Source organism: Achromobacter sp. D7-1 (assembly GCF_059760445.1).
The window spans coordinates 1-22,662 of record NZ_JCBAMT010000085.1 but is presented as its reverse complement, the minus strand read 5'-3'; the positions used below and the strand labels follow the sequence as shown (position 1 = coordinate 22,662).

The 22,662-nt window shown below is 65.1% G+C and carries 18 protein-coding genes and 1 tRNA gene; 12 read left to right on the top strand and 7 right to left on the bottom strand.

What is annotated here, in order from left to right; translation table 11 throughout:
• Positions 1-4: 4 nt before the first annotated feature.
• The 3 genes from argC to erpA all read left to right on the top strand — a co-directional run bounded on the left by argC (position 5) and on the right by erpA (position 2,317).
• Complete coding sequence (argC, locus tag AC6LKD_RS26915; RefSeq protein WP_498117950.1) at positions 5-1,069, top strand: N-acetyl-gamma-glutamyl-phosphate reductase; 1,065 nt, start codon at positions 5-7, stop codon at positions 1,067-1,069.
• 43 nt (positions 1,070-1,112) lie between these two features.
• Entirely contained in the window at positions 1,113-1,859 is a 747-nt protein-coding gene (locus tag AC6LKD_RS26910) for a DUF6776 family protein (RefSeq protein WP_041654831.1), read from the top strand.
• An 86-nt stretch (positions 1,860-1,945) separates the two neighbouring features.
• Positions 1,946-2,317: an iron-sulfur cluster insertion protein ErpA gene (erpA, locus tag AC6LKD_RS26905; RefSeq protein WP_013391415.1), complete on the top strand. Its 372-nt coding sequence runs from the start codon at positions 1,946-1,948 to the stop codon at positions 2,315-2,317.
• A 66-nt stretch (positions 2,318-2,383) separates the two neighbouring features.
• Here erpA and AC6LKD_RS26900 read toward each other — a convergent pair whose 3' ends face one another.
• Both AC6LKD_RS26900 and AC6LKD_RS26895 read right to left on the bottom strand, forming a co-directional pair.
• A complete protein-coding gene (locus tag AC6LKD_RS26900; RefSeq protein ID WP_498117949.1) occupies positions 2,384-3,517 on the bottom strand; it encodes an anhydro-N-acetylmuramic acid kinase in 1,134 nt (377 codons plus the stop codon).
• A 74-nt stretch (positions 3,518-3,591) separates the two neighbouring features.
• Positions 3,592-5,001, bottom strand: coding sequence for a M23 family metallopeptidase (locus tag AC6LKD_RS26895; protein WP_498117948.1), 1,410 nt, complete (start codon positions 4,999-5,001; stop codon positions 3,592-3,594).
• 257 nt (positions 5,002-5,258) lie between these two features.
• On the opposite strand from AC6LKD_RS26895, the gene tyrS reads away from it, so the two are divergent.
• Positions 5,259-6,488 (top strand): tyrosine--tRNA ligase, encoded by a 1,230-nt coding sequence (gene tyrS / locus AC6LKD_RS26890; protein ID WP_498117947.1) that lies wholly within the window; start codon positions 5,259-5,261, stop codon positions 6,486-6,488.
• 72 nt (positions 6,489-6,560) lie between these two features.
• The gene (locus tag AC6LKD_RS26885; RefSeq protein ID WP_013391419.1) at positions 6,561-7,214 is read left to right on the top strand and encodes a YbhB/YbcL family Raf kinase inhibitor-like protein; all 654 of its coding nucleotides are present in this window, start codon (positions 6,561-6,563) and stop codon (positions 7,212-7,214) included.
• Between the two features lie 63 nt (positions 7,215-7,277).
• Here the strand turns inward: AC6LKD_RS26885 and AC6LKD_RS26880 are convergent, their stop codons facing one another.
• A complete protein-coding gene (locus AC6LKD_RS26880; protein ID WP_498117946.1) occupies positions 7,278-7,913 on the bottom strand; it encodes a LysE family translocator in 636 nt (211 codons plus the stop codon).
• Positions 7,914-8,117: 204 nt separating this feature from the next.
• Between AC6LKD_RS26880 and glyA the strand changes: the two genes are divergently transcribed.
• Complete coding sequence (glyA, locus tag AC6LKD_RS26875) at positions 8,118-9,368, top strand: serine hydroxymethyltransferase (RefSeq protein ID WP_088138286.1); 1,251 nt, start codon at positions 8,118-8,120, stop codon at positions 9,366-9,368.
• A 197-nt stretch (positions 9,369-9,565) separates the two neighbouring features.
• A complete protein-coding gene (nrdR, locus tag AC6LKD_RS26870; RefSeq protein WP_013391422.1) occupies positions 9,566-10,045 on the top strand; it encodes a transcriptional regulator NrdR in 480 nt (159 codons plus the stop codon).
• Positions 10,046-10,118: 73 nt separating this feature from the next.
• Here the strand turns inward: nrdR and AC6LKD_RS26865 are convergent, their stop codons facing one another.
• Both AC6LKD_RS26865 and AC6LKD_RS26860 read right to left on the bottom strand, forming a co-directional pair.
• Positions 10,119-11,084 carry a GlxA family transcriptional regulator gene (locus AC6LKD_RS26865; RefSeq protein ID WP_498117945.1) on the bottom strand — a complete coding sequence of 322 codons (966 nt, stop codon included), beginning with the start codon at positions 11,082-11,084 and terminating at the stop codon, positions 10,119-10,121.
• A gap of 17 nt (positions 11,085-11,101) precedes the next feature.
• Entirely contained in the window at positions 11,102-11,665 is a 564-nt protein-coding gene (locus AC6LKD_RS26860; RefSeq protein ID WP_013391424.1) for a cysteine hydrolase family protein, read from the bottom strand.
• Positions 11,666-11,843: 178 nt separating this feature from the next.
• On the opposite strand from AC6LKD_RS26860, the gene ribD reads away from it, so the two are divergent.
• Complete coding sequence (gene ribD / locus AC6LKD_RS26855; RefSeq protein WP_498117944.1) at positions 11,844-12,995, top strand: bifunctional diaminohydroxyphosphoribosylaminopyrimidine deaminase/5-amino-6-(5-phosphoribosylamino)uracil reductase RibD; 1,152 nt, start codon at positions 11,844-11,846, stop codon at positions 12,993-12,995.
• Between the two features lie 56 nt (positions 12,996-13,051).
• On the opposite strand, the gene AC6LKD_RS26850 is transcribed toward ribD, so the two are convergent.
• Together AC6LKD_RS26850 and AC6LKD_RS26845 are read right to left on the bottom strand one after the other, a co-directional pair.
• On the bottom strand, positions 13,052-15,523 hold the full coding sequence (locus AC6LKD_RS26850) for a hypothetical protein (RefSeq protein ID WP_498117943.1): 2,472 nt from the start codon (positions 15,521-15,523) through the stop codon (positions 13,052-13,054).
• Positions 15,510-16,670 (bottom strand): DUF3142 domain-containing protein, encoded by a 1,161-nt coding sequence (locus AC6LKD_RS26845; RefSeq protein WP_498117942.1) that lies wholly within the window; start codon positions 16,668-16,670, stop codon positions 15,510-15,512. The genes AC6LKD_RS26850 and AC6LKD_RS26845 overlap by 14 nt, the downstream gene beginning before the upstream one ends.
• A gap of 918 nt (positions 16,671-17,588) precedes the next feature.
• On the opposite strand from AC6LKD_RS26845, the gene AC6LKD_RS26840 reads away from it, so the two are divergent.
• The 4 genes from AC6LKD_RS26840 (at position 17,589) to AC6LKD_RS26825 (ending at position 22,550) form a co-directional block, all read left to right on the top strand.
• Positions 17,589-19,505, top strand: coding sequence for a PrkA family serine protein kinase (locus tag AC6LKD_RS26840; protein WP_371819061.1), 1,917 nt, complete (start codon positions 17,589-17,591; stop codon positions 19,503-19,505).
• A 12-nt stretch (positions 19,506-19,517) separates the two neighbouring features.
• Complete coding sequence (locus AC6LKD_RS26835; protein WP_013391429.1) at positions 19,518-20,777, top strand: YeaH/YhbH family protein; 1,260 nt, start codon at positions 19,518-19,520, stop codon at positions 20,775-20,777.
• Complete coding sequence (locus AC6LKD_RS26830) at positions 20,774-22,327, top strand: SpoVR family protein (protein ID WP_013391430.1); 1,554 nt, start codon at positions 20,774-20,776, stop codon at positions 22,325-22,327. Before AC6LKD_RS26835 ends, AC6LKD_RS26830 begins: the two co-directional genes overlap by 4 nt.
• 132 nt (positions 22,328-22,459) lie before the next feature.
• A tRNA-Ser gene (locus tag AC6LKD_RS26825) sits at positions 22,460-22,550 on the top strand.
• Positions 22,551-22,662 lie beyond the last annotated feature (112 nt).

Genomic DNA, 22,662 nt, shown 5'->3' with positions numbered 1-22,662 from the left:
CATCATGGCCCAAGCATCGAACACCCGCATCAAGGTTGGTATCGTCGGCGGCACCGGTTACACCGGCGTCGAGCTGCTGCGCTTGCTGTCGCAGCATCCCAATGTGGAGTTGACCGCCATCACGTCCCGCAAGGAAGACGGGCTGCCGGTGGCTGACATGTATCCCAACCTGCGCGGCCGCGTGAACCTCGCGTTCTCGGCGCCGGAAAAGGCCTCGCTGACGGATTGCGACGTCGTGTTCTTCGCGACGCCCCACGGCGTGGCCATGGCCCAGGCCCAGGAACTGATCGCCGCGGGCACCAAGGTCATCGACCTGGCCGCGGACTTCCGCCTGCAAGACATCCCCACCTTCGAGCGCTGGTACAAGATTCCCCATACCTGCCCGGACATCCTGGCCGAGTCCCAGTATGGCCTGGTGGAACTGAACCGCGAGGCCATCTCCAAGGCCCGCGTCATCGGTAATCCCGGCTGCTATCCCACCACCGTGCTGCTGGGCCTGGCGCCGCTGCTGGAAGGCGGCAAGAAGCTGGTCGACGCGCAAACCCTGATCGCCGACTGCAAGTCGGGCGTGTCGGGCGCCGGCCGCAAGGCCGAAGTCGGCTCGCTGTTCTCCGAAGCCTCCGACAACTTCAAGGCCTACGGCGTGGCCGGCCATCGCCACCACCCCGAAATCGTCGCGCAACTGGAAAAGATCGCTGGCGGCAAGGTCGGCCTGACTTTCGTGCCGCATCTGGTGCCGATGATCCGCGGCATGTTTTCCACTATTTACGCGCGCATCCTGCCCGAGGCCAGCGATACCGACTTCCAGGCCCTGTTCGAACAGCGCTACGCCGACGAACCCTTCGTCGATGTGATGCCTGCCGGCAGCCTGCCGGAAACCCGTTCGGTGCGAGCCTCGAACAACCTGCGCATCGCGCTCAGCCGCCCCGGCAATGGCGACCAGCTGATCGTCCTGGTGGTCCAGGACAACCTGGTCAAGGGCGCCGCCGGTCAGGCCGTCCAGAACATGAACCTGATGTTCGGCATCCCTGAATCGACCGGCCTGGATCAGGTCGCGATCCTGCCTTGATGCCTGCAGGCTTGCGGCCATGGGCCGCAAGCCGCTGCTCTTTATGCCCGCTGATTCCTCCATCACACCCAAACCTAGCCCTGCGGGCGGGCTGATGCGCGTATTCGCGGGCTTGCTGATCGGTGTGCTGCTGGGCGGTTCGGCCAGCTTTTTCTACGCCCGCAAGCTCTACCGGCCGCAGGACGCGGTAGTGATCAGCGCCCGGCAAGCCGAGGTCCAGGAAGAGGCGATGCGCCAACAGTCGACGCAGCTGCGCTATACGCAAGGGCAGCTCGACACCGCCGATGGCGAGCTGGTCATCGAACGCGCCGCGCGCCAAGAGCTGGAAACGCAGTTGCGCACCGTCCAGGCCGAGGTCGGCAGGGTGCGCGATCAACTGGCGTTCTACGAACAATTGCTGCCGCCAGGGCCCGAGGGCTCGGTGGACATCCGCGGCGTCGAGATTGATCGCAGCGGCGGCGGCCTGCGCTACAAGGTCCTGCTGATGCGCAGCGGCCGTAATGGCAGTGCGCCGTTTTCGGGCGCCCTGCGTTTCCAGGCCACCGGCGTCCTGAAGGGCGAGACCGTGAAGGTGGATCTGGCGCCCATGCAGGTCAAGGCCGAGTCCGGCTCGGTCGCCATCCCTGGCGACAACGTGCAGACCTCGCCCCTGGCCCTGCAGTTCGATCAATACCAGCGCAGCCAGGGCATCCTGGCGTTGCCCGAGGGATTTGTCCCCGAAAGCGTGACCGTCAGCGTTCTGGAGGGTGATACGGTCCGGGCGTCAAGAAGCGTCAAGCTTGAACTTTGAGTCTGCGCAAGCCCTGAGCTATAGTGACACCATGCGAGCGCCGTTGCCGCTCACCGAAATATGGCCGAACCGGCCAGGAGTGAACCATGAATGCAGTGACCGAAACCGTCGACCTGCAGGCCGCCCCGCCTGCTCCCCTGGTGTTTACCGATTCGGCTGCGGCCAAGGTGAAGGATCTGTTGGCCGAAGAAGGCAATCCCGAACTGAAGCTGCGCGTTTTCGTGCAGGGCGGAGGCTGTTCGGGTTTCCAGTACGGCTTCACCTTCGACGAAGTCGTGAACGATGACGACACCGTGCTGGACAAGGCTGGCGTGCAACTGCTCGTCGATCCGATGAGCTTCCAGTACCTGGTCGGCGCAGAGATCGACTACAAGGAAGACCTGGAAGGCGCGCAGTTCGTCATCCGCAATCCCAACGCCAGCACCACCTGCGGCTGCGGTTCCTCGTTCTCGGTGTAATCGCCCCGGCAGGAAATAAAAAGCCCTTCGGCGCGCCGAAGGGCTTTTTGCATTGGGGCACGGGCTTCAGGCGGGATACAGCGCGCCCAGGATACGGGGGCCGCGCGCGCCGGTGACGGCGGGCAGGCCCGCCGGCCTGCGCTGCACGAACGCCTGCGCCAGCCAGGCGAACGCCAGGGCCTCGACTTCCTGCGCTGGCACGCCTAGCGCATCCGTGGCGCGAACGGGGCGCTGCAAGCAATACGCCAGCTCGCGCATCAGGCCCGGGTTGCGCGCGCCGCCTCCGCACACGAACACTTCCTGCGTGCCCGCCGCTGCGGCGTCGACCGCATTGGCGACCGTGCGAGCGGTCAGGCGCTGCAAGGTGGCCTGCACGTCTTGCGGCGCGGGCTTGGGGCCGTCGAACGCCGCCAAGCGTTCATCCAGCCATTGCATATTGAACAGGTCGCGTCCGGTGGACTTGGGCGGCGGCAGGGCGAACCAGGGTTCGCTGGCGATCAATTGTTCCAGCAGCGCGGCCAGCACCTGACCGCTGGCGGCCCAGCGGCCGTCGGCGTCATAGGACTGGCCCAGGTGGCGCTGGCACCAACCGTCCAGCAGAACGTTGGCGGGTCCGGTGTCGAAGCCGCGGGGCGCCTGTCCGGGCGTAAGCAGCGTCACGTTGGCGATGCCGCCCAGATTGAGCACGGCGCGGCCTTGCGGCGCACCGAAGATGGCGGCATGGAAGGGCGGCACCAGCGGCGCGCCCTGGCCGCCTGCCGCCACGTCGCGGCTACGGAAATCCGCCACCACGTCGATGCCGGTCAGTTCCGCCAGCAGAGCGGGGGCGTTGAGCTGCACGGTGTAGCCGAGGTCCGGCCGGTGCCGCACGGTCTGGCCATGTGCGCCGATCGCGGTCACGTGACCGGCCTGGACGCTGGCTTGCTGGAGCAGGGCGGCCACGGCCTGGGCATACAGGCGGGCAAGCCCGTTCGCGGCCAGGGCGGCGCGGGCCAGCTCGTCGTCGCCGGATAGATTCAACGCCAGCAATTCGCGTCGCAGGTCGGCCGGCATGGGCAGGCTGGCGCTGGCCAGCACGGCCGGTGCCTGACCGTCGTCCAGACGCACCAGCACGCCGTCCACGCCGTCGACGCTGGTGCCCGACATCAGTCCGATGTAGACCTGCGAGTCTTGGTGTTGCAAGGGGACGGAGGAATTCACGAGAGCCTCGGCAAAGAAAAAGCGGCCGCGCAGCAGAACCTGCGGGGCCGCTTTGCGGGAGCGTTCGACCGGCTTTAGCGGCTGGCCACGTTGGTCAGCGCGTCGGGCAGGGTCTGCTGGAATTCGGTCAGCAACTGGATCTGCGCCTTGTACGGCGCCACGGCCTGGTTGAAGGCACGGACTTCGGCGGGCTCCAGGCTGCGGGCGACCGGCAGGTCCACCGACAGCGGATCGATGGGCTGGTTGTCCACGCGGAATTCGTAGTGCAGGTGCGGGCCGGTAGCCCAGCCGGTGGCGCCGACATAGCCCAGCAGCTGGCCCTGCGAAATCTTCGAACCCTTGGTGACGCCTTCGGCGATGCGGCTCTGGTGAGCGTACAGCGTCGAGTACTTGCCGTGGTGCTTGACGATGACGACGTTGCCGTAGCCGTTCTGCCAGCCGGAGAATTCCACCGTGCCATCGGCGGTGGAATGGATCGGCGTGCCCGAGGGCGCCGCGTAGTCCACGCCCTTGTGTCCCGTCCAGGTCTTATGGATGGGATGCATGCGCATGCCGAAGGTGGAGCTGATGCGGCTGAACTTCAGGGCGGTGCGCAGGAACGCGCCGCGCAGGCTGGTGCCGTCGAAGTCGTAGTACGAACCGCTCTTTTCGTCGGGGCTGAACCAGACGGCGTTGTAGGTCTTGTCGCCGTTGATGAATTCCAGCGCCAGCACGCGGCCGGCGCCGGCGTAGCGGCCGTCGTGCGAACGCACTTCGTAGACCACGCGGAATTTGTCGCCTTGGCGCAGATCGCGCAGGAAGTCGATCTTGGCGCTGAGGATGTCGGCCATCTGCATGGTGACCGAGTCCGGGATGCCGGCGGCGTCGGTGGCGCCGAACAGCGACGAGCGGATCGTGCCCACGGCGACGCGGGTCTGGCGCTCGGTGCTCTCGGTGATTTCCTCGGCCTTGTAGCTGTCGCCCGCGGGCGCGACGTGCAGCATGCGCGTCACGACCTGGCCATCCGTCTCGTTGCCGGGGGTATGGATGTAACGCAGCCAGATCAGGTTGCCTGCCTCGTCCGTCGCGGCCTGCACCGAGCGGCCCGGGTACAGCTTGTAGATGCTGCGGGCGCTGGCTTCATGCGTCAGGAAGGTCTGCAGGCTGGGCACGTCCAGTTCCAGGCGCTGCAGCACCGCGGCCAGCGTATCGCCGGCGCGGATCCGGGTTTCGCTGATATAGGGCGCGGCGCTGGGCGTGCTGACTTCGACTTGCTCGGCGCTTAACGGCAGGACGCTGCTGATGATGCGCGAAGGGGGGAGTTCGGTGCGGTCGGGTTGCTGCACCATGCCGAGAGCGGCGGCGCCTGCGAACAGACCAATGGCGGTGACGAGAATAGTGCGGCGGAAAAGTCCCGAGCGCTGGGGCTTGGGCTCAACGGGCGCAAACAGGGCAGCAACTTTGCGCTTGATGCTACTCGCCAGTTCGTGGAGGCCACGATTCATCGTGAAGTTACCCTCTCAGGTGGCTTGAGCTCGCAGGGTGCGTGACACGAACTGCCCTCGCGCGCACATTTTCGGGGCAAGGGCTGGGCGCGGGGCGCATCTTGTGAACGACGGGGTGTAAACCGGACCGCAACTGCGTATATATGACAATTGCGTATGATTAGGGCGGTATCCTAGCTGATTCGGCTAGAATTTTCGATAGTTTTCGTCACTTTTTACACCTTTTTATCGGCTGAAGCCGAGTTGGTCCCCCTGCCATGTCATCCACAGAAGCCCCGATTACCCCCGAAGTCGAAGCAGACCTGCGTATAGCGAAGCGCGGCTGCGATGAGTTGCTGGTCGAGTCCGAATTCGCTCGCAAGCTTGCCAGGAGCCGCGCCACGGGCGTGCCCCTGCGCATCAAATTGGGGCTGGATCCGACCGCGCCGGACATCCACCTGGGCCATACCGTAGTGCTGAACAAGATGCGCCAGCTGCAGGACATGGGGCACAACGTCATCTTCCTGATCGGCGATTTCACCTCCACCATCGGCGATCCCAGCGGCCGCAACAATACCCGCCCGCCGCTCACGCGCGAACAGATCGAGTCCAATGCCAAGACCTATTACGCCCAGGCCAGCCTGGTGCTGGACCCGGCCCGCACCGAGATCCGCTACAACTCCGAGTGGTGCGATCCGCTGGGCGCGCGCGGCATGATCCAGCTTGCGTCCCGTTATACGGTCGCACGCATGATGGAACGCGAGGACTTCACCAAGCGCTTCAAGGGCGGCATCCCGATCTCGGTTCATGAATTCCTGTATCCGCTGATGCAGGGCTATGACTCGGTGGCGCTGAAGTCCGATCTGGAGCTGGGGGGCACCGATCAGAAGTTCAACCTGCTGGTCGGGCGCGAGCTGCAAAAGGAGTATGGCCAGGAGCCGCAGTGCATTTTGACGATGCCCTTGCTGGTGGGGACGGACGGCGTAGAGAAGATGTCCAAGTCCAAGGGCAACTACATCGGCATTTCGGAGTCGCCCGATTCGATGTTCGGCAAGCTCATGTCGATTTCCGACACGCTGATGTGGCGCTACTTCGAACTGCTGTCGTTCCGCTCGCTGGAAGACATCGCCGCGCTCAAGCAGGAGATCGATGGCGGCCGCAACCCGCGCGACGCCAAGGTCATGCTGGCCCAGGAAATCATCACGCGCTTCCATTCCGCCAAGGCCGCCGACGAGGCGCTGGCCTCGTTCGAGGCCCGTTTCCGCGACGGCGCGATCCCCGAGGACATGCCCGAGGTGAACATCGGCGGCGCGCCGGTGGGCATCCTGAAGCTGCTGCGCGAAGCTGGCTTGGTGGCGTCCGGTTCGGAAGCGCAGCGCAACGTGGAGCAGGGCGGCGTGCGCGTCAACGGCGACCGGGTGGAAGACAAAACGTTGCAATTGCCGGCGGGGACTTACGTCGTTCAGGTGGGTAAGCGCAAATTTGCGCGTGTTAACTTGAACCCATGATTGCGAAGTTTTGATACGCTGAGGGTACAGACAGGGGCAGTGGGGCCTTTGCGGCACTTCTAGGAGCACGACATGAAACTTTCGAGTTTGTCCTTTTCCGATAACGAGTCGATTCCCGAACGCTACGCCTTCGGCCGGATCGATGCGCAATCGCACGTCGCGCTGGCAGACAACTTCAACCCGCAGTTTTCCTGGGACGACGTTCCGGCGGGTACGCAGTCGTTTGCGCTGATCTGCCACGACCCCGATGTGCCCTCCGAACCCGACGACGTCAACCAGGAAGGCCGCGAGGTGCCGGCCAGCCTGCCGCGCGTGGATTTCTTCCACTGGGTGCTGGTCGACCTGCCGGCCGACCTGCGCGACATCGAGGAAGGCACCTTTTCCAGCGGCATCACGCCGCGCGGCAAGGGCGGCCCGCTGGCGCCGATGGACGCGCGCCAGGGCATCAACTCGTACTCGTCATGGTTTGCCAACGACCACGACATGAGCGGCGACTACTTCGGCTATGACGGCCCATGCCCGCCCTGGAACGACGCGATCGTGCACCGCTACGTGTTCACCCTGTACGCGCTGGACGTGCCCACGCTGAACCTGCAGGGTTCCTTCACGGGCGAGGACGCGCTACGCGCCATCCAGAAGCACGTGCTGGCGCAGGCGTCGTTGACGGGCACCTATACGCTCAATCCCAAGCTGGCTCCCAAGCAGATCGGCGCCACTTCGGCCTGATCCGTCACGCCGCAGAAAGGCCGCAGTCTCGCAAACTGCGGCCTTTTCCATTTCCGAAAAGGTTCAGCCCATTGTGCGCTTGAGCCGCAACAACGCCAATCCGAAGGTAATGAAAATGGCGCCGACCAGGCGGTTGATCCAGGCCACGATGCGGGGCCGGCGCAGCAGGCGCCGGGCGCGGTGAGCCAGGGTGCCATAGGCCAACAGAGACACCAGCGACATGCCCGTGAAGATGCCGGTCAGGATGAAGAACTGAGGCAGCAAGGGCTCGGCTGCGTTCAGGAACTGGGGAAACAGCGCCGTGAAGAACAGGATGGGTTTGGGGTTCAGCGTGGCGACCAGGGCAGCTTCCGAATAGAGTCGGCCAGCGCTGCGCGGCGCCAATGCGGCGGGGTCGGAAGGCGGTGCGATGTTCGAGCGGCCCAGCAAGTGGCGCAGGCCGATGTAAAGCAGGTAAGCGGCGCCTGCCACTTTGAGCAGCATGAACAGCATGGCGGACGATTGCAGTACCACGCCTAGCCCCAGCATGGCGGCGGCCGACAGCAGGAACAGGCCTGTCACATTGCCCAGGGTGGACGGCAGCACGGCCCGCAAGCCGCCCGCCGCGCCGTTGCGGATCGCCAGCATGGTGGCGGGCCCGGGGCTGACGACGCTGACCGCAGCTACCAGCGAGTAGGTTATGAGCGTGGCGCTTTGCATGAAAGTTTCTCAAGTCGGGTTGAGACGGGTTTTCGGCCGATGAAGGATGGCGTGGTTTTCACGCTCATCGAGGCAATTTTGCCCGGGTTCCAGGTATTTTGGGAGCAATTGATCCTCCCCGACGCGGTAAACTATCCGTCATTCTCCGGGTTTACCCACCCGGGCGCAGTTTTCTCCTCTCTTACCGCCTCAGGAACTCCCGTCATGTTTGACCGCAACCTCACCTTGTCCAAGGCTGACCCGGACGTTTGGGCCGCCATCCAGAAGGAAGACGTCCGCCAGGAACAGCACATCGAGCTGATCGCCTCGGAGAACTACGCCAGCCCGGCCGTCATGGAAGCCCAGGGCACGCAGCTCACCAACAAGTACGCCGAAGGCTATCCGGGCAAGCGCTACTACGGCGGTTGCGAGTACGTGGACGTGGTCGAGCAACTGGCCATCGACCGCCTGAAGCAGATCTTCGGCGCTGAAGCCGCCAACGTACAGCCCAACTCGGGCTCGCAGGCCAACCAGGGCGTGTACATGGCCGTCCTGAAGCCGGGCGACACCGTGCTGGGCATGAGCCTGGCCGAAGGCGGCCACCTGACGCACGGCGCGTCGGTCAACGCCTCGGGCAAGCTGTACAACTTCATCTCCTACGGCCTGGACGCAAACGAAGTCCTGAACTACGACCAGGTCGAGCAACTGGCCAAAGAGCACAAGCCCAAGCTGATCGTGGCTGGCGCTTCCGCCTACGCCCTGCACATCGACTTCGAGCGCATGGCCCGCATCGCCCGTGAAAACGGCGCGCTGTTCATGGTCGACATCGCCCACTACGCCGGCCTGGTCGCCGGCGGCGCCTATCCGAACCCGGTCCCGCACGCCGACTTCGTCACCTCGACCACGCACAAGTCGCTGCGCGGCCCGCGCGGCGGCGTCATCATGATGAAGGCCGAGCACGAGAAGATCATCAACTCGGCGATCTTCCCCGGCATCCAGGGCGGTCCGCTGATGCATGTCATCGCCGGCAAGGCCGTGGCCTTCAAGGAAGCGCTGGAGCCCGCCTTCAAGGACTACGCGCAGCAAGTGGTCAAGAATGCCAAGGTGCTGGCCGACACGCTGGTCAAGCGCGGCCTGCGCATCGTTTCCGGCCGTACCGAAAGCCACGTCATGCTGGTGGACCTGCGTTCCAAGGGCATCACGGGCAAGGAAGCGGAAGCCGTGCTGGGCCAGGCCCACATCACGGTCAACAAGAACGCCATCCCGAACGATCCGGAAAAGCCTTTCGTGACCAGCGGCATCCGCCTGGGCACGCCGGCCATGACCACGCGCGGCTTCACCGAAGCGGAAGCCGAGCTGACCGCCAACCTTATCGCCGACGTGCTGGACAATCCGCGCGACGAAGCCAACATCGCCGCCGTGCGCGCCCGCGTCAATGAACTGACCTCGCGCCTGCCGGTCTACGGTAAGAAGTAAGCGAGCATCCCTGCGGCGGGCTGCGGCCCGGCCGTAGCGCTCCATAAGGGACGGCCCCGCAAGGCGCCGTCCCTTTGCTTTCGGGGCGGTACCCTGGCAAAAAATACGGGGGCGGATTAGCCCGTATTGGCGCTGGCGGCCCGGCGCCTCGTTACAATATGCTTAACTATTGCCCTCAGCGCCTTTAGGGATCACACATGCGGTGTCCATTTTGCGGCAATGCCGAAACGCAGGTCGTCGACAGCCGGGTCTCCGAAGAAGGCGACGCCATACGCCGTCGCCGCCGCTGCCTGTCCTGTGACAAGCGCTTCACCACCTATGAACGGGTGGAGCTGGCCATGCCTTCCATCGTGAAGCGCAACGGCAGCCGCAGCGACTACGATCCCGGCAAGCTGCGCGCCAGCCTGAGCCTGGCGCTGCGCAAGCGCCCCGTCAGCACGGAAGACGTGGACGCGGCGGTTGCCCGCATCGAAGAGCAGTTGCTGGCCAGCGGACTGCGCGAAGTGCCTAGCGAACACATCGGCGAGCTCGTCATGAACGAACTGCGCAAGCTCGACAAGGTGGCTTACGTGCGCTTCGCCTCGGTCTACAAGAGCTTCGAGGACATTGGCGAATTCGTCGAGGCCATCCGCGAGATGCAGGGCCCGCTGCTGCCGGGCAAGCTGCGCAAGGACTAGAGAAGACTCGACGCCAACCCGTCCGGGGCCGTCGAGCGGCGCGGATGTAGAAAATGACGGCGCCGCGGCGCCGTCATTGCATGGCGGGCGCTGCGCGCGCCAGGCTGGGCGTCAGCGGCTGGAATTTGCGCCACACGCGGCGCATGTGCTGGGCCGAGCCGAAGCCCGATTTCTCGGCCACGCGCTCCAGATCCAGCCTGGTGTCGCGCAGCAGGTCGCGCGCCAGCGCCACGCGTATCTGATAAAGGTAATCCATCGGCGTGCAGCCCGCGTGTTCGCGGAACAGCCGGGTCAGGTGGCGAGCGCTGGTATGCGCCTGGTCCGCCAGCGATTGCGCCGACCAGGGCGCCGCCGGATCGCGAATGACCGCATCCTGCACCCGGTGCACGCCCGGATGCATATGGCTGCGGTGATCCAGCCAGGGCGACAGTGTGGAATCCGTGCCGGCGCGCCGCTGGTAGACGACCATGTCGCGTGCTGTTTCGCTGGCCACGCGCGGCCCGCAATGGCGCGACACCATGTGCAAGGCCAGGTCGATGCCGGCCGTGATTCCCGCGCTGCTGACCAGCTTGCCGTCCTCGACGAAGATGCGGTTGTCATGCAGCCGCGCGCTCGGGTCGATGCTGGCCAGTTGTTCCAGGCAGGTGTGGTGCGTGGTGCAATCCCGTTGCCGCGTCAGTCCGGCGGCGGCGGCGAATAGCGCGCCGGCGCACACCGTCATCAGGGTGAAGCCGTCGGCGGGATGGCGGACCGCCAGCCAGTCGATGATGGCGCGCGAGTCGGGGTCATCGAGGCGCGTGGGCTTGCCCACCACGCCGGAAATGATGACCAGGGCCTCGGGCGGCAGCGCGGCCGGCAGGGCCTGGATATGCGCCAGATGCAGGCCGGGCAGGCCGCTTTCGACCTCCCGCGACGGGCCGCAGAAATGCTGCTCGAAGGTGCCGGGACTCAGCTTGTTGGCCACGCGGAAGGCCTCCGCCGGACCCGCCACGTCCAGCAGCACGATGCCGCGCGTCAGCACGAAATAGACCGGGACCATGCAGCCCTCCGCCAGCGCTAGGCCGCTAGCGCGTCGGCGGCGCGCGCGATGCGGGCGAAGCGTCCTTGCAGCACCAGCTCGGTCCGGTCGCGGATTTCGGCCGGGGTGTAATGCTGGCCGGACGGGCTCTGCATGGCGAAGGTCAGGGTGGCATCGGTGGGGAACACCACCTTGTAGCCGGCGTCGCTGGCGTGGCGCGAGGTGGTTTCGCAGCATTGTTCCGTGCGGATGCCGCTGACGATGATGCCTTCGATGCCATGCTTCACCAGCCAGTCCTGCAGGCTGGCGCCGTCCGCGTCCTTGGCATAGAGCGAGGAATGCACGGTCTTGTGGAACACGGCGGTGGGCGCGATGCGCAATTCCTTGAGCGTCTTGACGTGCCCGGAGGCCATCGAGAAGGGGTTGGCGGGGTCGTTCGACACGCTGGTGTGAAACACCTGCAGTACCGGAATGTCCTGGGCCTCGGCCGTGTCGATCAGGGACTGGATCTGTTCCACAAAGGCCGGATACTCGGTTTCATCCCAAAACGGACGTTGCCGGAAAGAGTCTTGTACATCGATGACGATCAGTGCTTGTTTCATGGTCCGGGCTCCTGGAGCGGAAATTGTAGAGGCGTGACGTCATTTTTACTGCAATCCAGCGCCGGGGTGAGCGCGGCGAAAGACGGCTGTCGGCCCAAAACGGACATGCGCGGCCGATGCCGCCGAGAGCCTGCGCCGGACCGTCTGCCCGCCGCGTGGCGGACATACAATCCTGATCATGATGATTCCCAGCGACAACGACGACATTTTCTGGATGCGGCGCGCCCTGGCGCTGGCGCAGACCGTCATGTACTCCACCGCGCCCAACCCCCGGGTCGGCTGCGTGATCGTGCGCGACGGCAGGGTGCTGGGCGAAGGCGCCACGCAGCCGCCGGGCGGCCCGCACGCGGAAGTCTGCGCCTTGCGCGACGTCCAGGCGCGCGGTGAGTCCGTGGAAGGCGCCACGCTCTATGTCACATTGGAGCCTTGCAGCCATTTCGGCCGCACGCCGCCCTGCGTGGACGCGGTGCTTGCGGCCCGGCCGGCGCGGGTGGTGGTGGCGATCGGCGATCCCAACCCGCTGGTCAATGGCCAGGGTCTGGCGCGTCTGCGCCTGGCGGGCATCGAGGTGACCACGGGCGTCTGCGGCGCAGAGGCGCTGGCCGTCAATGCGGGGTTCATCTCGCGCATGAGCCGCGGCTTGCCATGGGTGTGGCTGAAGATGGCGGCCTCGCTGGATGGGCGCAGCGCACTGCATAACGGTGTATCGCAATGGATCACCGGGCCCGAGGCCCGGGCTGACGGCCACCGCTGGCGCGCCCGCGCCTGCGTGGTCCTGACCGGCATGGGCACCGTGCTGAAGGACGATCCGCAGCTCAATGTCAGGGGCGTGGACACGCCGCGCCAGCCGCGCAAGGCCGTGGTGGACGGCCGTTTCGAGATCCCGGAAGACGCGAGGCTGTTCGACGGCGCCGAAGTCATCATCTTCACTGCCCGCGAAGATGCCGCCAAGACCGCGCGCCTGCAGGCCAAGAACGCCCGCGTGGTGCTGCTGCCGGGCGAGGCGGCCGGCCGGGTCGACCTGCCGGCGATGATGCGCTGGCTGGCCCAGGAACAGTTCAACGAGATTCACGTGGAAGCCGGCGCCGGCCTGAGCGGCGCGCTGGTGGCCGCGGGCTGCGTGGACGAGCTGCTGCTGTATTTGGCGCCCGTGCTGCTGGGCGACGCGGCCGGCATGGTGCGCCTGCCCATGCTGGAGCACCTGGACGGTGCCCGGCGTTACGAGTTCATCGAGACCGCGCCGGTAGGCGCGGACCTGCGCGTGCGCGCCCGGGTGGCGGAAACCTGGAGCCAGCTGACGCAGCGGGTGGCGCTGCCGGAGCTGTCCTAGAGCCGGCGCCGGCCTTCCATAAGTTAGTGTGAACAGATCCTGGCATTGCGCCCGCGTCAGCCCCGCCCCTCGGTCCGGCCGGTACGCGCCGCCGTATAGCGCCAGGCCAGGACCGCGGCGCCGCCGCCGACCAGGGCCAGCAACGCGGCCGCAAGCAGCAGGCCCGGATGGTTGCGGCGCAGGCGCTCCCAGGATTTCTCGGCTTGCGTGTAGTGGAACCAGGCCGCTGCCTGGAAGTCCGGCGCGGCGCATTCGCGGCCGAAAGAGCCGCTGAACGGCACCTGCGCGCCTTGTTCTATATAGCGCCGGTAGATGGCGGAGGCCTGTTCGGGCGAGTCGTCGATGATGTAGCGGGTGCCCTGGCACAGCACCGCGGCGAATGCTTGGGAGCGGCGCGGCAACTCATCTGCGGCGCGCAACGCATGATTGGCCGCGATCTGGCGGTAATGGAAGCGGGTATAGGGCTGCGCTTCGCTTGCGGCGTAGCGCCGGCGTTCCTCTTCGGTGACGAAGGGGCCCGGCAGCGCGGCCGCGGCGCGCAGCGCTGGCGTGTCGGGCGGATCGGTGCCGTCAGCGGCCGTCGAGCCGGGGACCGCGCTGCGTCCCGCGCCATAGGCCGTGTTGCCGCCATAGGTCGCGAAATCCGGCTCCTGCTCGTAGCCCATGATCTCCATGCCGTCACGCCGCGCCAGCTGAGAGGCTCCGAACCAGGCTTCGGCCCGTGTCGTGCGGCCCCACGCGCTGCCGGCCTTGCGCAACGCGGCGCCGTACTCGGCGGCGAGCTGGCGGCTTCGTTGCTGCCGCAACTCCAATTTGCCGTCGACATAGTCCAGCGTGACATAGCGGGCGTCCGAATCGGCGGGGAAATAGGGCAGCGCCTGCGCGATTGAGCCCTCGCGCACCAGACGCCGCGCCAGCAGGAGGCGCAGGCGGTCGGACGCGGTGACGGGATGCTCCCCCAGCCATTTGTAGAAATGCTGGGGATCTGGCGGCGCCGATCCGATGGACGCGGCCGCGGCGGGCGCGCGCCGATCCACATAGGCTTTGAGTTCGGCGGTCGTCAGCACGCGTTCGGCCACGTAGGCCGCGTCGTTCCAATACGGGGTGGACTGCCAGAAGCCTCCACCCGACCCGTCTGGCACGGTGGCGTGCAGCAGCTGGTCCAGCGCCTCGACGTACTGGCCGCGCGACAGCGTCAGCACGCCTTGCTCGCCCAGCAGGCGGGCCGCGCCCGGCGCTTCCAGGCTGCCGTCGGCGCGCGGAAAGGCACTGGCCGCCTGGGCATAGGCCTGGGCCGCCGCTTGCGTGTCGCCTTGCCGCAGCGCCAGTTTGGCGCGCACCCACCAGGCCAAGGCCGTGTCCAGCCGCGTCGCCAGCGTTTGCGCCAGATCGTAGCGGCCGATGCGGTAGGCCAGCGCGGCCACGCGGTCGGCGTCCGGCACCTGCTTCAGGTCCTGGGTCTCCAGCGCGGCAACCAGCGATTGCAGCGCCGGGTTCGGCGTGACGTCGTGTCCCTGCGCGGCGTCGGCAAATCCGGCCTGGCCGGTCGTGTCGTAGGCGGCGTAGGGATCGGTGGCGCTGTCGGGCATTCCGTTCACGATGTCGCCGACCCTGGCCAGCGCGTAGGCTACCAGCAGCCGTTGCGCGACCAGGTCGTCGATCAGCCGGCGCGTGCGCGCCGGATCTTCCAGAGCCCATTGCGCCAGCATGCGCAGCGAGGCATTGCCGCTGGCGGAGTCGCGCGCGGCCTGTTCGGCATACAGGCGCACTGCCTGCTTCAGCGAGGCGGCGGGGATGGTGTCCATGCAGGGCTCGGCGTTGACCAGCTCCATATAGCTGCATAGTCCTTGCGGCCCGGCCAGGAACAGGCGGGCCTCCTGACCGTAGCTGGCCACCGCCAGGCCCAGCGGGTCTGGCGCGCCGTCACGCGCCAGTTGCCGCACACGGGCGTAGGCCTGTGCTGCTGCCTGCCGCCGCGCGTCGGCGTCGCCGGCCGCCAGCTCAGCCTCGTCCCCGATTTCCGCCAGCATATAGGCGGCCCAGACGCTGCGCGCCGCGGCCTGTGGCGGCGGCAACTGGAGGATGGCGCGGTAGCGGGCGCGCGCCTGCTCCAGCAGGCGGTCGGCATCCGCCCCGCGGGCGGCATGCGTGTCGACCGCGGCGGCGGCGTAAAGACGCACCGCTTCCGGCAAAGCGGCGCCCAGCGCATAGGCCTGATCGCCGTCGACTTGCGCGCGCATCGCGCGCGCTGTCGCCCGCTGCGCAGGCGTGAGCGCGGGATCGCGGTCTTCCGGCAGGGCATTTTGCTGGTAGCTGCCATCCGGCAATTCATAGGCTTCGCTGGCCTGCAGCGCATCGCTGGCGCCCACCAGACGGGCGGCTTCGTAGCCGAAAGAGTTGGCCGGCGTGGCGCGCAACGTGGCCGCGCGGTCATCCAGCAATTGGGCAGGAAACTCCGGCCCGCAAGCGATGACGATGCCGGCGCTCGCCAACAGCAGCAGCGCCGCAAGCGATTTACGGTTGTACACGGAAGCTCGAAGGCCCATTTTCACAGCGTATCCAGCCTATGTTGCGTTGGCCGCCGGCGTGCAGCAGGCCGTCTTGGGAGCGGCGCAGGAATGCGCCGTCGGAATCATGCTCGAGGGTATAGCCGTTGATGCCGTCAGCCGCGCGGCAGGCACCGTCCCAACGGATCGCGAAGGGGAGGGCCGCGTCGGCGTTGCCGCCATTGGACAGTATCAGGTCCCGCGTGCCGTTGCCGCCCGTCGCGCGTGCCGTGACCGCCAGCGCCGGCAGCAGGGGCTGGCGCGTCAGCACGGCGCGCCAGGTGGCCAGGCTCCAGGCGCGTTCGTCGCGCGCGGTGGGCAGGCGAAACCAGACGATGCCCGCCAATCCGCGCGGAAGGGAGCGGTGGATCTCATCAACGAAGGCCGCCATGGCCGCGGGCGTGGCCACCAGTTCGCTGGCGCGGCCGCCCGGTAGCAGCGCGGAACGTTCGCTTTCGACCGCGGCGATGCTGCCGTCGCCGTTCCAGCTCACGCGGCTGCCGTAGGTCGCCAAAGCCACGCGCCACGGCCGCTCGGTGCGGTCCGCGAAAGCCGTCAGCCAGGCGCTTGCGCGCTTGGCGTTGAACAGGCCCTGTTCGGGACTCAGCACGGCATGGACCTGCAACACTGCTTCATCGGGAATCCGGAGCAGCGCGTCGAGTCCGGAGCCGTTCAGCCATGTCGGCAACGCGGTTATCGACAAAGGCAGATCGGGGCCCAGCCCATGCTTCAAGGCTTCAAGGAATGCCGCGTAGGCGGGCAATTTGGAGGTGGGGCAGTCATAGTCGATTTCGACGCCGGCCAAGGCGACGCCGGCGTCTCTCCATGCGCTGCGCGCGGCCGCAATCCGCGCAAGCACATCCGCGACCGGCAGCGCATCGGCGCGGCCGTCCAGGCGCAGAACCATGATGGCGGGGCGCTTGGCCGCAGCCAGCGCGGCCAGATCGGGCGCAGCAGTGACCCATCTGCCATCCGGGCTCATTTCCGCCATCAGCACGCGCCATGCCCGCACCACGTTGGCGCTGTCGGCCAGCGCCTGGCTGACGGGCGGCGTCCAGACTCGCTGCCAGACATAGGCGTCGCCGGGCAGGTCGGCCTGCTTGCCGCAAGCGGCCAGAAGCAACAGCAAGACGCTGCAAATCGCCGCGGAACAGCGTTTGGCAAGGGCATTCATGCGGCTGGCCAGGATCGGAAAGGCATGGCGCGGCGACGACGACGGGCGGATGGAAAGAGGCGCAATGAATGCGCGGCGCAATTTCGAATGCGTGATTCTATCGCTGCCCGAAGGGGTACTAGCACTCTATGCTTGTGGCTGCCAATCGCGCATGCGCCCATAATTCGCGGCCTACGGGCAATCACGATGCGCAAGTGCTATCGATATGCCATCAAGTTTGCGCATGTCTGTGCGGTTGCCGCGCTTCGTAGTTGTACGAATTTGGAAGCGTGCTGCACGACTATTTTTGGCATTGCGCTAAATGAATTGCCACAAAAACGTCAATTGGCTTTAGCATAGGCCCATGACTTGGCGCTACGTACTGTTGGACTACTCCATGCAATGCCACGCGCCCTCGTCACCACGGATTCCCGTGCCGCGTCATCGGTGCGTTTTCAAAACCGAGCCGGCACGCTGCTGAACGAAGACGCTACGCGCCGTTCAGACCGTCCGCTGCCATCGCATAGCGGGCGCATCGGGTTTGTACCCGCATCATAAAAATCCCTGGGACATCGCTCTTCCCTTCAAATCATTGCTGAGCATTTCACGTGCGACTGCATCATGCACGCGCGCATACAGCGATATGCTGAAACCGGACGAGTGAACTTATTCACTTAAGTTGCATTCCCTGACGGAACTTGTATCCGAAGAGTGCAGCCTAATTGGAAAGGGCCTGATCATGCCTTTGGTTGATGTGTGGCGAAAGCAACATACCATCCGGCCGACAGTGCTTATCGCGAGATTGTCTAGTAATGCGCGAGCGCTGAGGCACAATGGGGGCAGGTAGGGACGTATTGGATTTTTCGCGTGTTGTAGGAGGTTTCCGTGCAAAACATCGTCGAAGGCTTCAAGTCGCAGTATGCAAAAGAGCAGGAATCGGAACTCTCTCTCGAGGAGTACCTCAACCTGGCCAAAAGCGATCCCATGGCGTACGCCAGCCCCGCAGAGCGCATGCTGGCGGCGATAGGCGAACCCGAAATCGTGGACACGCGCAACGACCCACGTCTTTCCCGTTTGTTTTCCAACCGGACCATCCGACGCTACCCCGCGTTCCAGGAGTTCTACGGCATGGAGGACGTGATCGGACAGATCGTCGCGTTCTTCAAACACGCCGCGCAGGGACTGGAAGAGCGCAAGCAAATCCTCTATCTGCTGGGTCCCGTGGGCGGCGGCAAGTCGTCCATTGCGGAACGCCTCAAGTCGCTGATGGAGGCCTATCCCATCTACGCCTTGAAGGGTTCGCCGGTGAACGAATCGCCGCTCGGGCTGTTCCATCCGGAACGCTTCGGCGACACGCTCGAAAAGGAATATGGCATTCCGCGGCGCTACCTGAGCGGCATCATGTCGCCGTGGGCCGTGAAGCGCCTGAAGGAATTCGACGGCGACATCTCGAAGTTCCGCGTCGTGCGCCTGAACCCCTCGGTGCTGCGCCAGATCGCCATCGCCAAGACCGAACCGGGCGACGAGAACAACCAGGACATCTCCTCGCTGGTGGGCAAGGTCGACATCCGCATGCTCGACCGCCACTCGCAGGATGACCCGGACGCCTACAGCTACTCCGGCGGCTTGTGCCTGGCCAACCAGGGTCTGCTGGAATTCGTGGAGATGTTCAAGGCCCCGATCAAGATGCTGCACCCCTTGCTGACGGCGACCCAGGAAGGCAACTTCAAGGGCACCGAGGGCTTTTCGGCGATCCCGTTCAACGGCGCCATCCTGGCGCACTCGAACGAATCGGAATGGCAGACCTTCCGCAACAACAAGCACAACGAGGCGTTCCTCGACCGTATCTATATTGTCAAGGTGCCTTACTGCCTGCAGGTGTCGGAAGAAGTCCGCATCTATGAAAAGCTGCTGCACCACAGTTCGCTGTCCACGGCGCCGTGCGCGCCGGGAACGCTGGACATGATGGCGCAGTTCTCGGTCCTGACGCGCCTGAAGGAACCCGAGAACTCCAGCATCTATTCGAAGCTGCGCGTCTACGACGGCGAAAGCCTGAAGGACGTGGATCCCAAGGCCAAGGCCTTGCAGGAATACAAGGACTATGCCGGCACGGACGAAGGCATGACTGGGGTGTCGACGCGTTTCGCGTACAAGATCCTGTCCAGCGTCTTCAACTACGACCAGACCGAAGTGGCCGCCAACCCGGTGCACCTGATGTACGTGCTCGAGCAGCGCATCGGCCGCGAGGACTATCCCGAGGAAATCCGCCGGCGCTATCTTGAATTCATCAAGGGCTTCCTGGCGCCGCGCTATGCCGAATTCATCGGCAAGGAAATCCAGACCGCCTACCTGGAGTCGTACTCGGAATACGGCCAGAACATCTTCGACCGTTACGTGACCTTTGCCGATTGCTGGATCCAGGACGAGGAATTCCGCGACCCGGAAACCGGTGAAAGCTTCGACCGCAGCGCGCTCAACGATGAACTGGAAAAGATCGAGAAGCCGGCCGGCATCGCCAACCCGAAGGACTTCCGCAACGAGATCGTCAACTTCGTGCTGCGGGCGCGCGCCAACAACAATGGCCGCAACCCGACCTGGACCAGCTATGAAAAGCTGCGCGAAGTGATCGAGAAGAAGATGTTCTCGAACACCGAAGACCTGCTGCCGGTGATCTCGTTCAACGCCAAGGCCTCGGCCGAGGACAAGTCCAAGCACCAAAGCTTCGTTGATCGCATGGTTGAAAAGGGCTACACGGAAAAGCAGGTCAGGCTGCTGTGCGAGTGGTATCTCCGTGTGAGGAAGTCTTCCTGAGCGAGGTGAATCATGAATTCACTTATCGATCGCCGTCTTAACGGGCGCAACAAAAGCGCCGTCAACCGGGAGCGTTTTCTCCGGCGTTACAAGGACCAGATCCGCAAGGCGGTACACGGGATGATCCGTGACCGCTCCATCCAGGACATGGACCAGGGCGGCGAGATCAACCTGCCTGCCCGCGACATTTCCGAGCCGACCTTTCATCACGGCCAGGGCGGCGACCGCGAGATGGTGCACCCCGGCAACCGCGAGTTTGCCAAGGGCGACACCTTCGACCGGCCGCAAGGCGGGCAGGGAGAAGGCGGGTCCGAGCCGGGCGAAGGCGAATCGGTCGACCAGTTCACCTTCAGCCTGTCGCGGGCCGAGTTCCTGAACCTGTTCTTCGAAGATCTGGAACTGCCGCACATGGCGCGCACCCAGTTGGGCGAGGTCAGCCAGAAGAAGTGGCAGCGTGCCGGCTACACAACCACCGGCTCGCCCAGCATGCTGAGCATCAGCCGCACGCTCAAATCGTCGCTGGCGCGCCGCGTCGCGCTCAGCGTGAAGGCGCGCGCGGATCTCGAGGATGCCGAGGAGCGCCTGGCCAAGGCCCGCGAGGCCGGCGCCTCTGCCGACGACATCAAGGCGCTGGAGCAGGATGTCGAGGATTGCCGCGAGCGTCTGGCCCGCGTGCCTTTCCTGGACGACCTGGACCTGCGCTACCGCAACCGCGTGTCGGTGGCCATCCCGATGGCGCGCGCCGTCATGTTCTGCCTGATGGACGTGTCGGGCTCCATGGACGAAAACAAGAAGGATCTGGCCAAGCGCTTCTTCTCGCTGCTTTACCTGTTCCTGTCGCGCAAGTACGAGCACGTGGACCTGGTCTTCATTCGCCACACCGACAACGCCGAGGAAGTCGACGAGCAAACCTTCTTCTACGATCCCAAGAGCGGCGGCACCATCGTGCTGTCGGCGCTGGAATTGATGCGCGAGATCCTGGAGAAGCGCTATCCGCCGACCGCGTGGAACGTGTACGCGGCGCAGGCCAGCGACGGCGATTCGTTCGGCGCCGACGCGGGCAAGAGCGCGCGCTTCCTGGCCGAGCACCTGTTGCCGGCCACGCGTTACTTCGCCTACATCGAAGTGCCCGACTCGCAGGAGGCGCGCAAGAGCAGCCTGTGGGCGGAATATGAACAGAAACTGGAGCCGCATTTCGTCATGCGGCGCATCTGCGAACGCGGCGAGATCTTCCCCGTGTTCCATGACCTGTTCAAAAAGGAAACCGCATGAATGCCATCGTGGGAGCGCTCGTGGAACCGGAGGCCGCCGGCAGCGCCCGGCCGATCTCCCAGGGTTCCGAATGGACCTTCGAACTGATCCAGTCCTATGACGACGCCATCTCCAAGATCGCCGCCGAATACGGGCTGGACACCTACCCGAACCAGATCGAGGTCATCACCTCGGAGCAGATGCTGGACGCCTACGCCTCGGCCGGGCTGCCCATTGGCTATCCGCACTGGTCGTACGGCAAGGAATTCATCCGCAACGAGCAGTTCTATCGCCGCGGCATGCAGGGGCTGGCGTACGAGATCGTCATCAACTCCAACCCTTGCATCTCCTATCTCATGGAAGAAAACTCCATGACGATGCAGGCGCTGGTGATTGCGCACGCCTGCTACGGCCACAACTCGTTCTTCAAGGGCAATTACCTGTTCCGCCAATGGACCGACGCGGACGGGGTTTTGGATTATCTGGTCTTCGCTCGCAAGTACGTGATGTCCTGCGAAGACCGTTATGGCATCGACGCGGTGGAAGCCCTGCTCGACTCCTGCCATGCGCTCTCGCACCATGGCGTGGACCGCTACAAGCGCCCGACGCCGATCTCCTACAAGGAAGAGGCCGCGCGCCAGGCTGAACGCCAGGAGCACGCGCGCCTGCAATACAACGACCTGTGGCGGACGCTGCCGCGCCTTGAGGCCGACAAGGACGCGCACGTCGAAGCCTCGGTTTTTCCGCCGGAGCCCGAAGAAAACCTGCTGTACTTCATCGAGAAATACTCGCCCAAGCTCGCGCCTTGGCAGAAAGAGCTGGTGCGCATCGTTCGCAAGATCGCGCAGTACTTCTATCCGCAGACCCAGACCAAGGTCATGAACGAAGGCTGGGCCACGTTCTGGCACTACACCATCCTGAACCGGCTGCACGAAAAGGGGCTGGTGAATGACGGCTTCATGATGGAGTTCCTGCAAAGCCACACCAACGTCGTCAGCCAGCGCGGCTTCGATGAGCGCGGCTACGGCGGCATCAACCCCTATGCGCTGGGCTTCGCCATGATGTCCGACATCCGCCGCATCTGCGAAGCGCCCACGCCCGAGGACCGGCGCTGGTTCCCCGACATCGCCGGCGGCGACTGGCTGAAGACGCTGGACTTCGCCATGCGCAACTTCAAGGACGAGTCCTTCATTTCGCAATACCTGTCGCCCCGCCTGATCCGCGAGTTCCGCTTCTTCGCGATCTCCGACCATCAGGCCAACCCCAAGCTCGAAGTCGCCGCCATCCATGACGACGAAGGCTACCGCGACATCCGTCGCCTGCTGGCCGCGCAGCACAACCGCGACAACCAGGTGCCGGACATCCAGGTGGTCCGCTTCAACCGCGACTCCGACCGCTCGCTGGTGCTGCGCCACCTGAAGAGCCGGGGCCGCCCGCTGGCCGGCGACGACGCCGAGCAGGTGATGAAGCATCTGGCCCGGCTGTGGGGCTTCAAGGTGCGTCTGGAAGAGACCGAGCCGGACGGCACGGTCAGCTCCTACCGGGAACAGGACCCGCCGGCATCGGCCTAGTGTCCACGCAGGCAGAGGGGACGCATATATCGTCCCCTTTTCTTTGCCTGCTTGTGGGTGATGCGCGAAATCTGCTAGAATCGCGGATTCGCATTTTCTGCAGCGGCTTGCCCGTGGCAAAAATCGCAAATAGGACAGGTGGCCGAGCGGTTGAAGGCGCACGCCTGGAAAGCGTGTATACGTCAAAAGCGTATCGGGGGTTCGAATCCCCCTCTGTCCGCCAGGATTCGCACTGCAAAACAGTGCACAAAAAAACCCGCAAGCGCTCAAGCCTTGCGGGTTTTTTGTATTGGCGTGGCGTAAAAAAACGCCGCCCGGCGCAAGGTGCCGGGCGG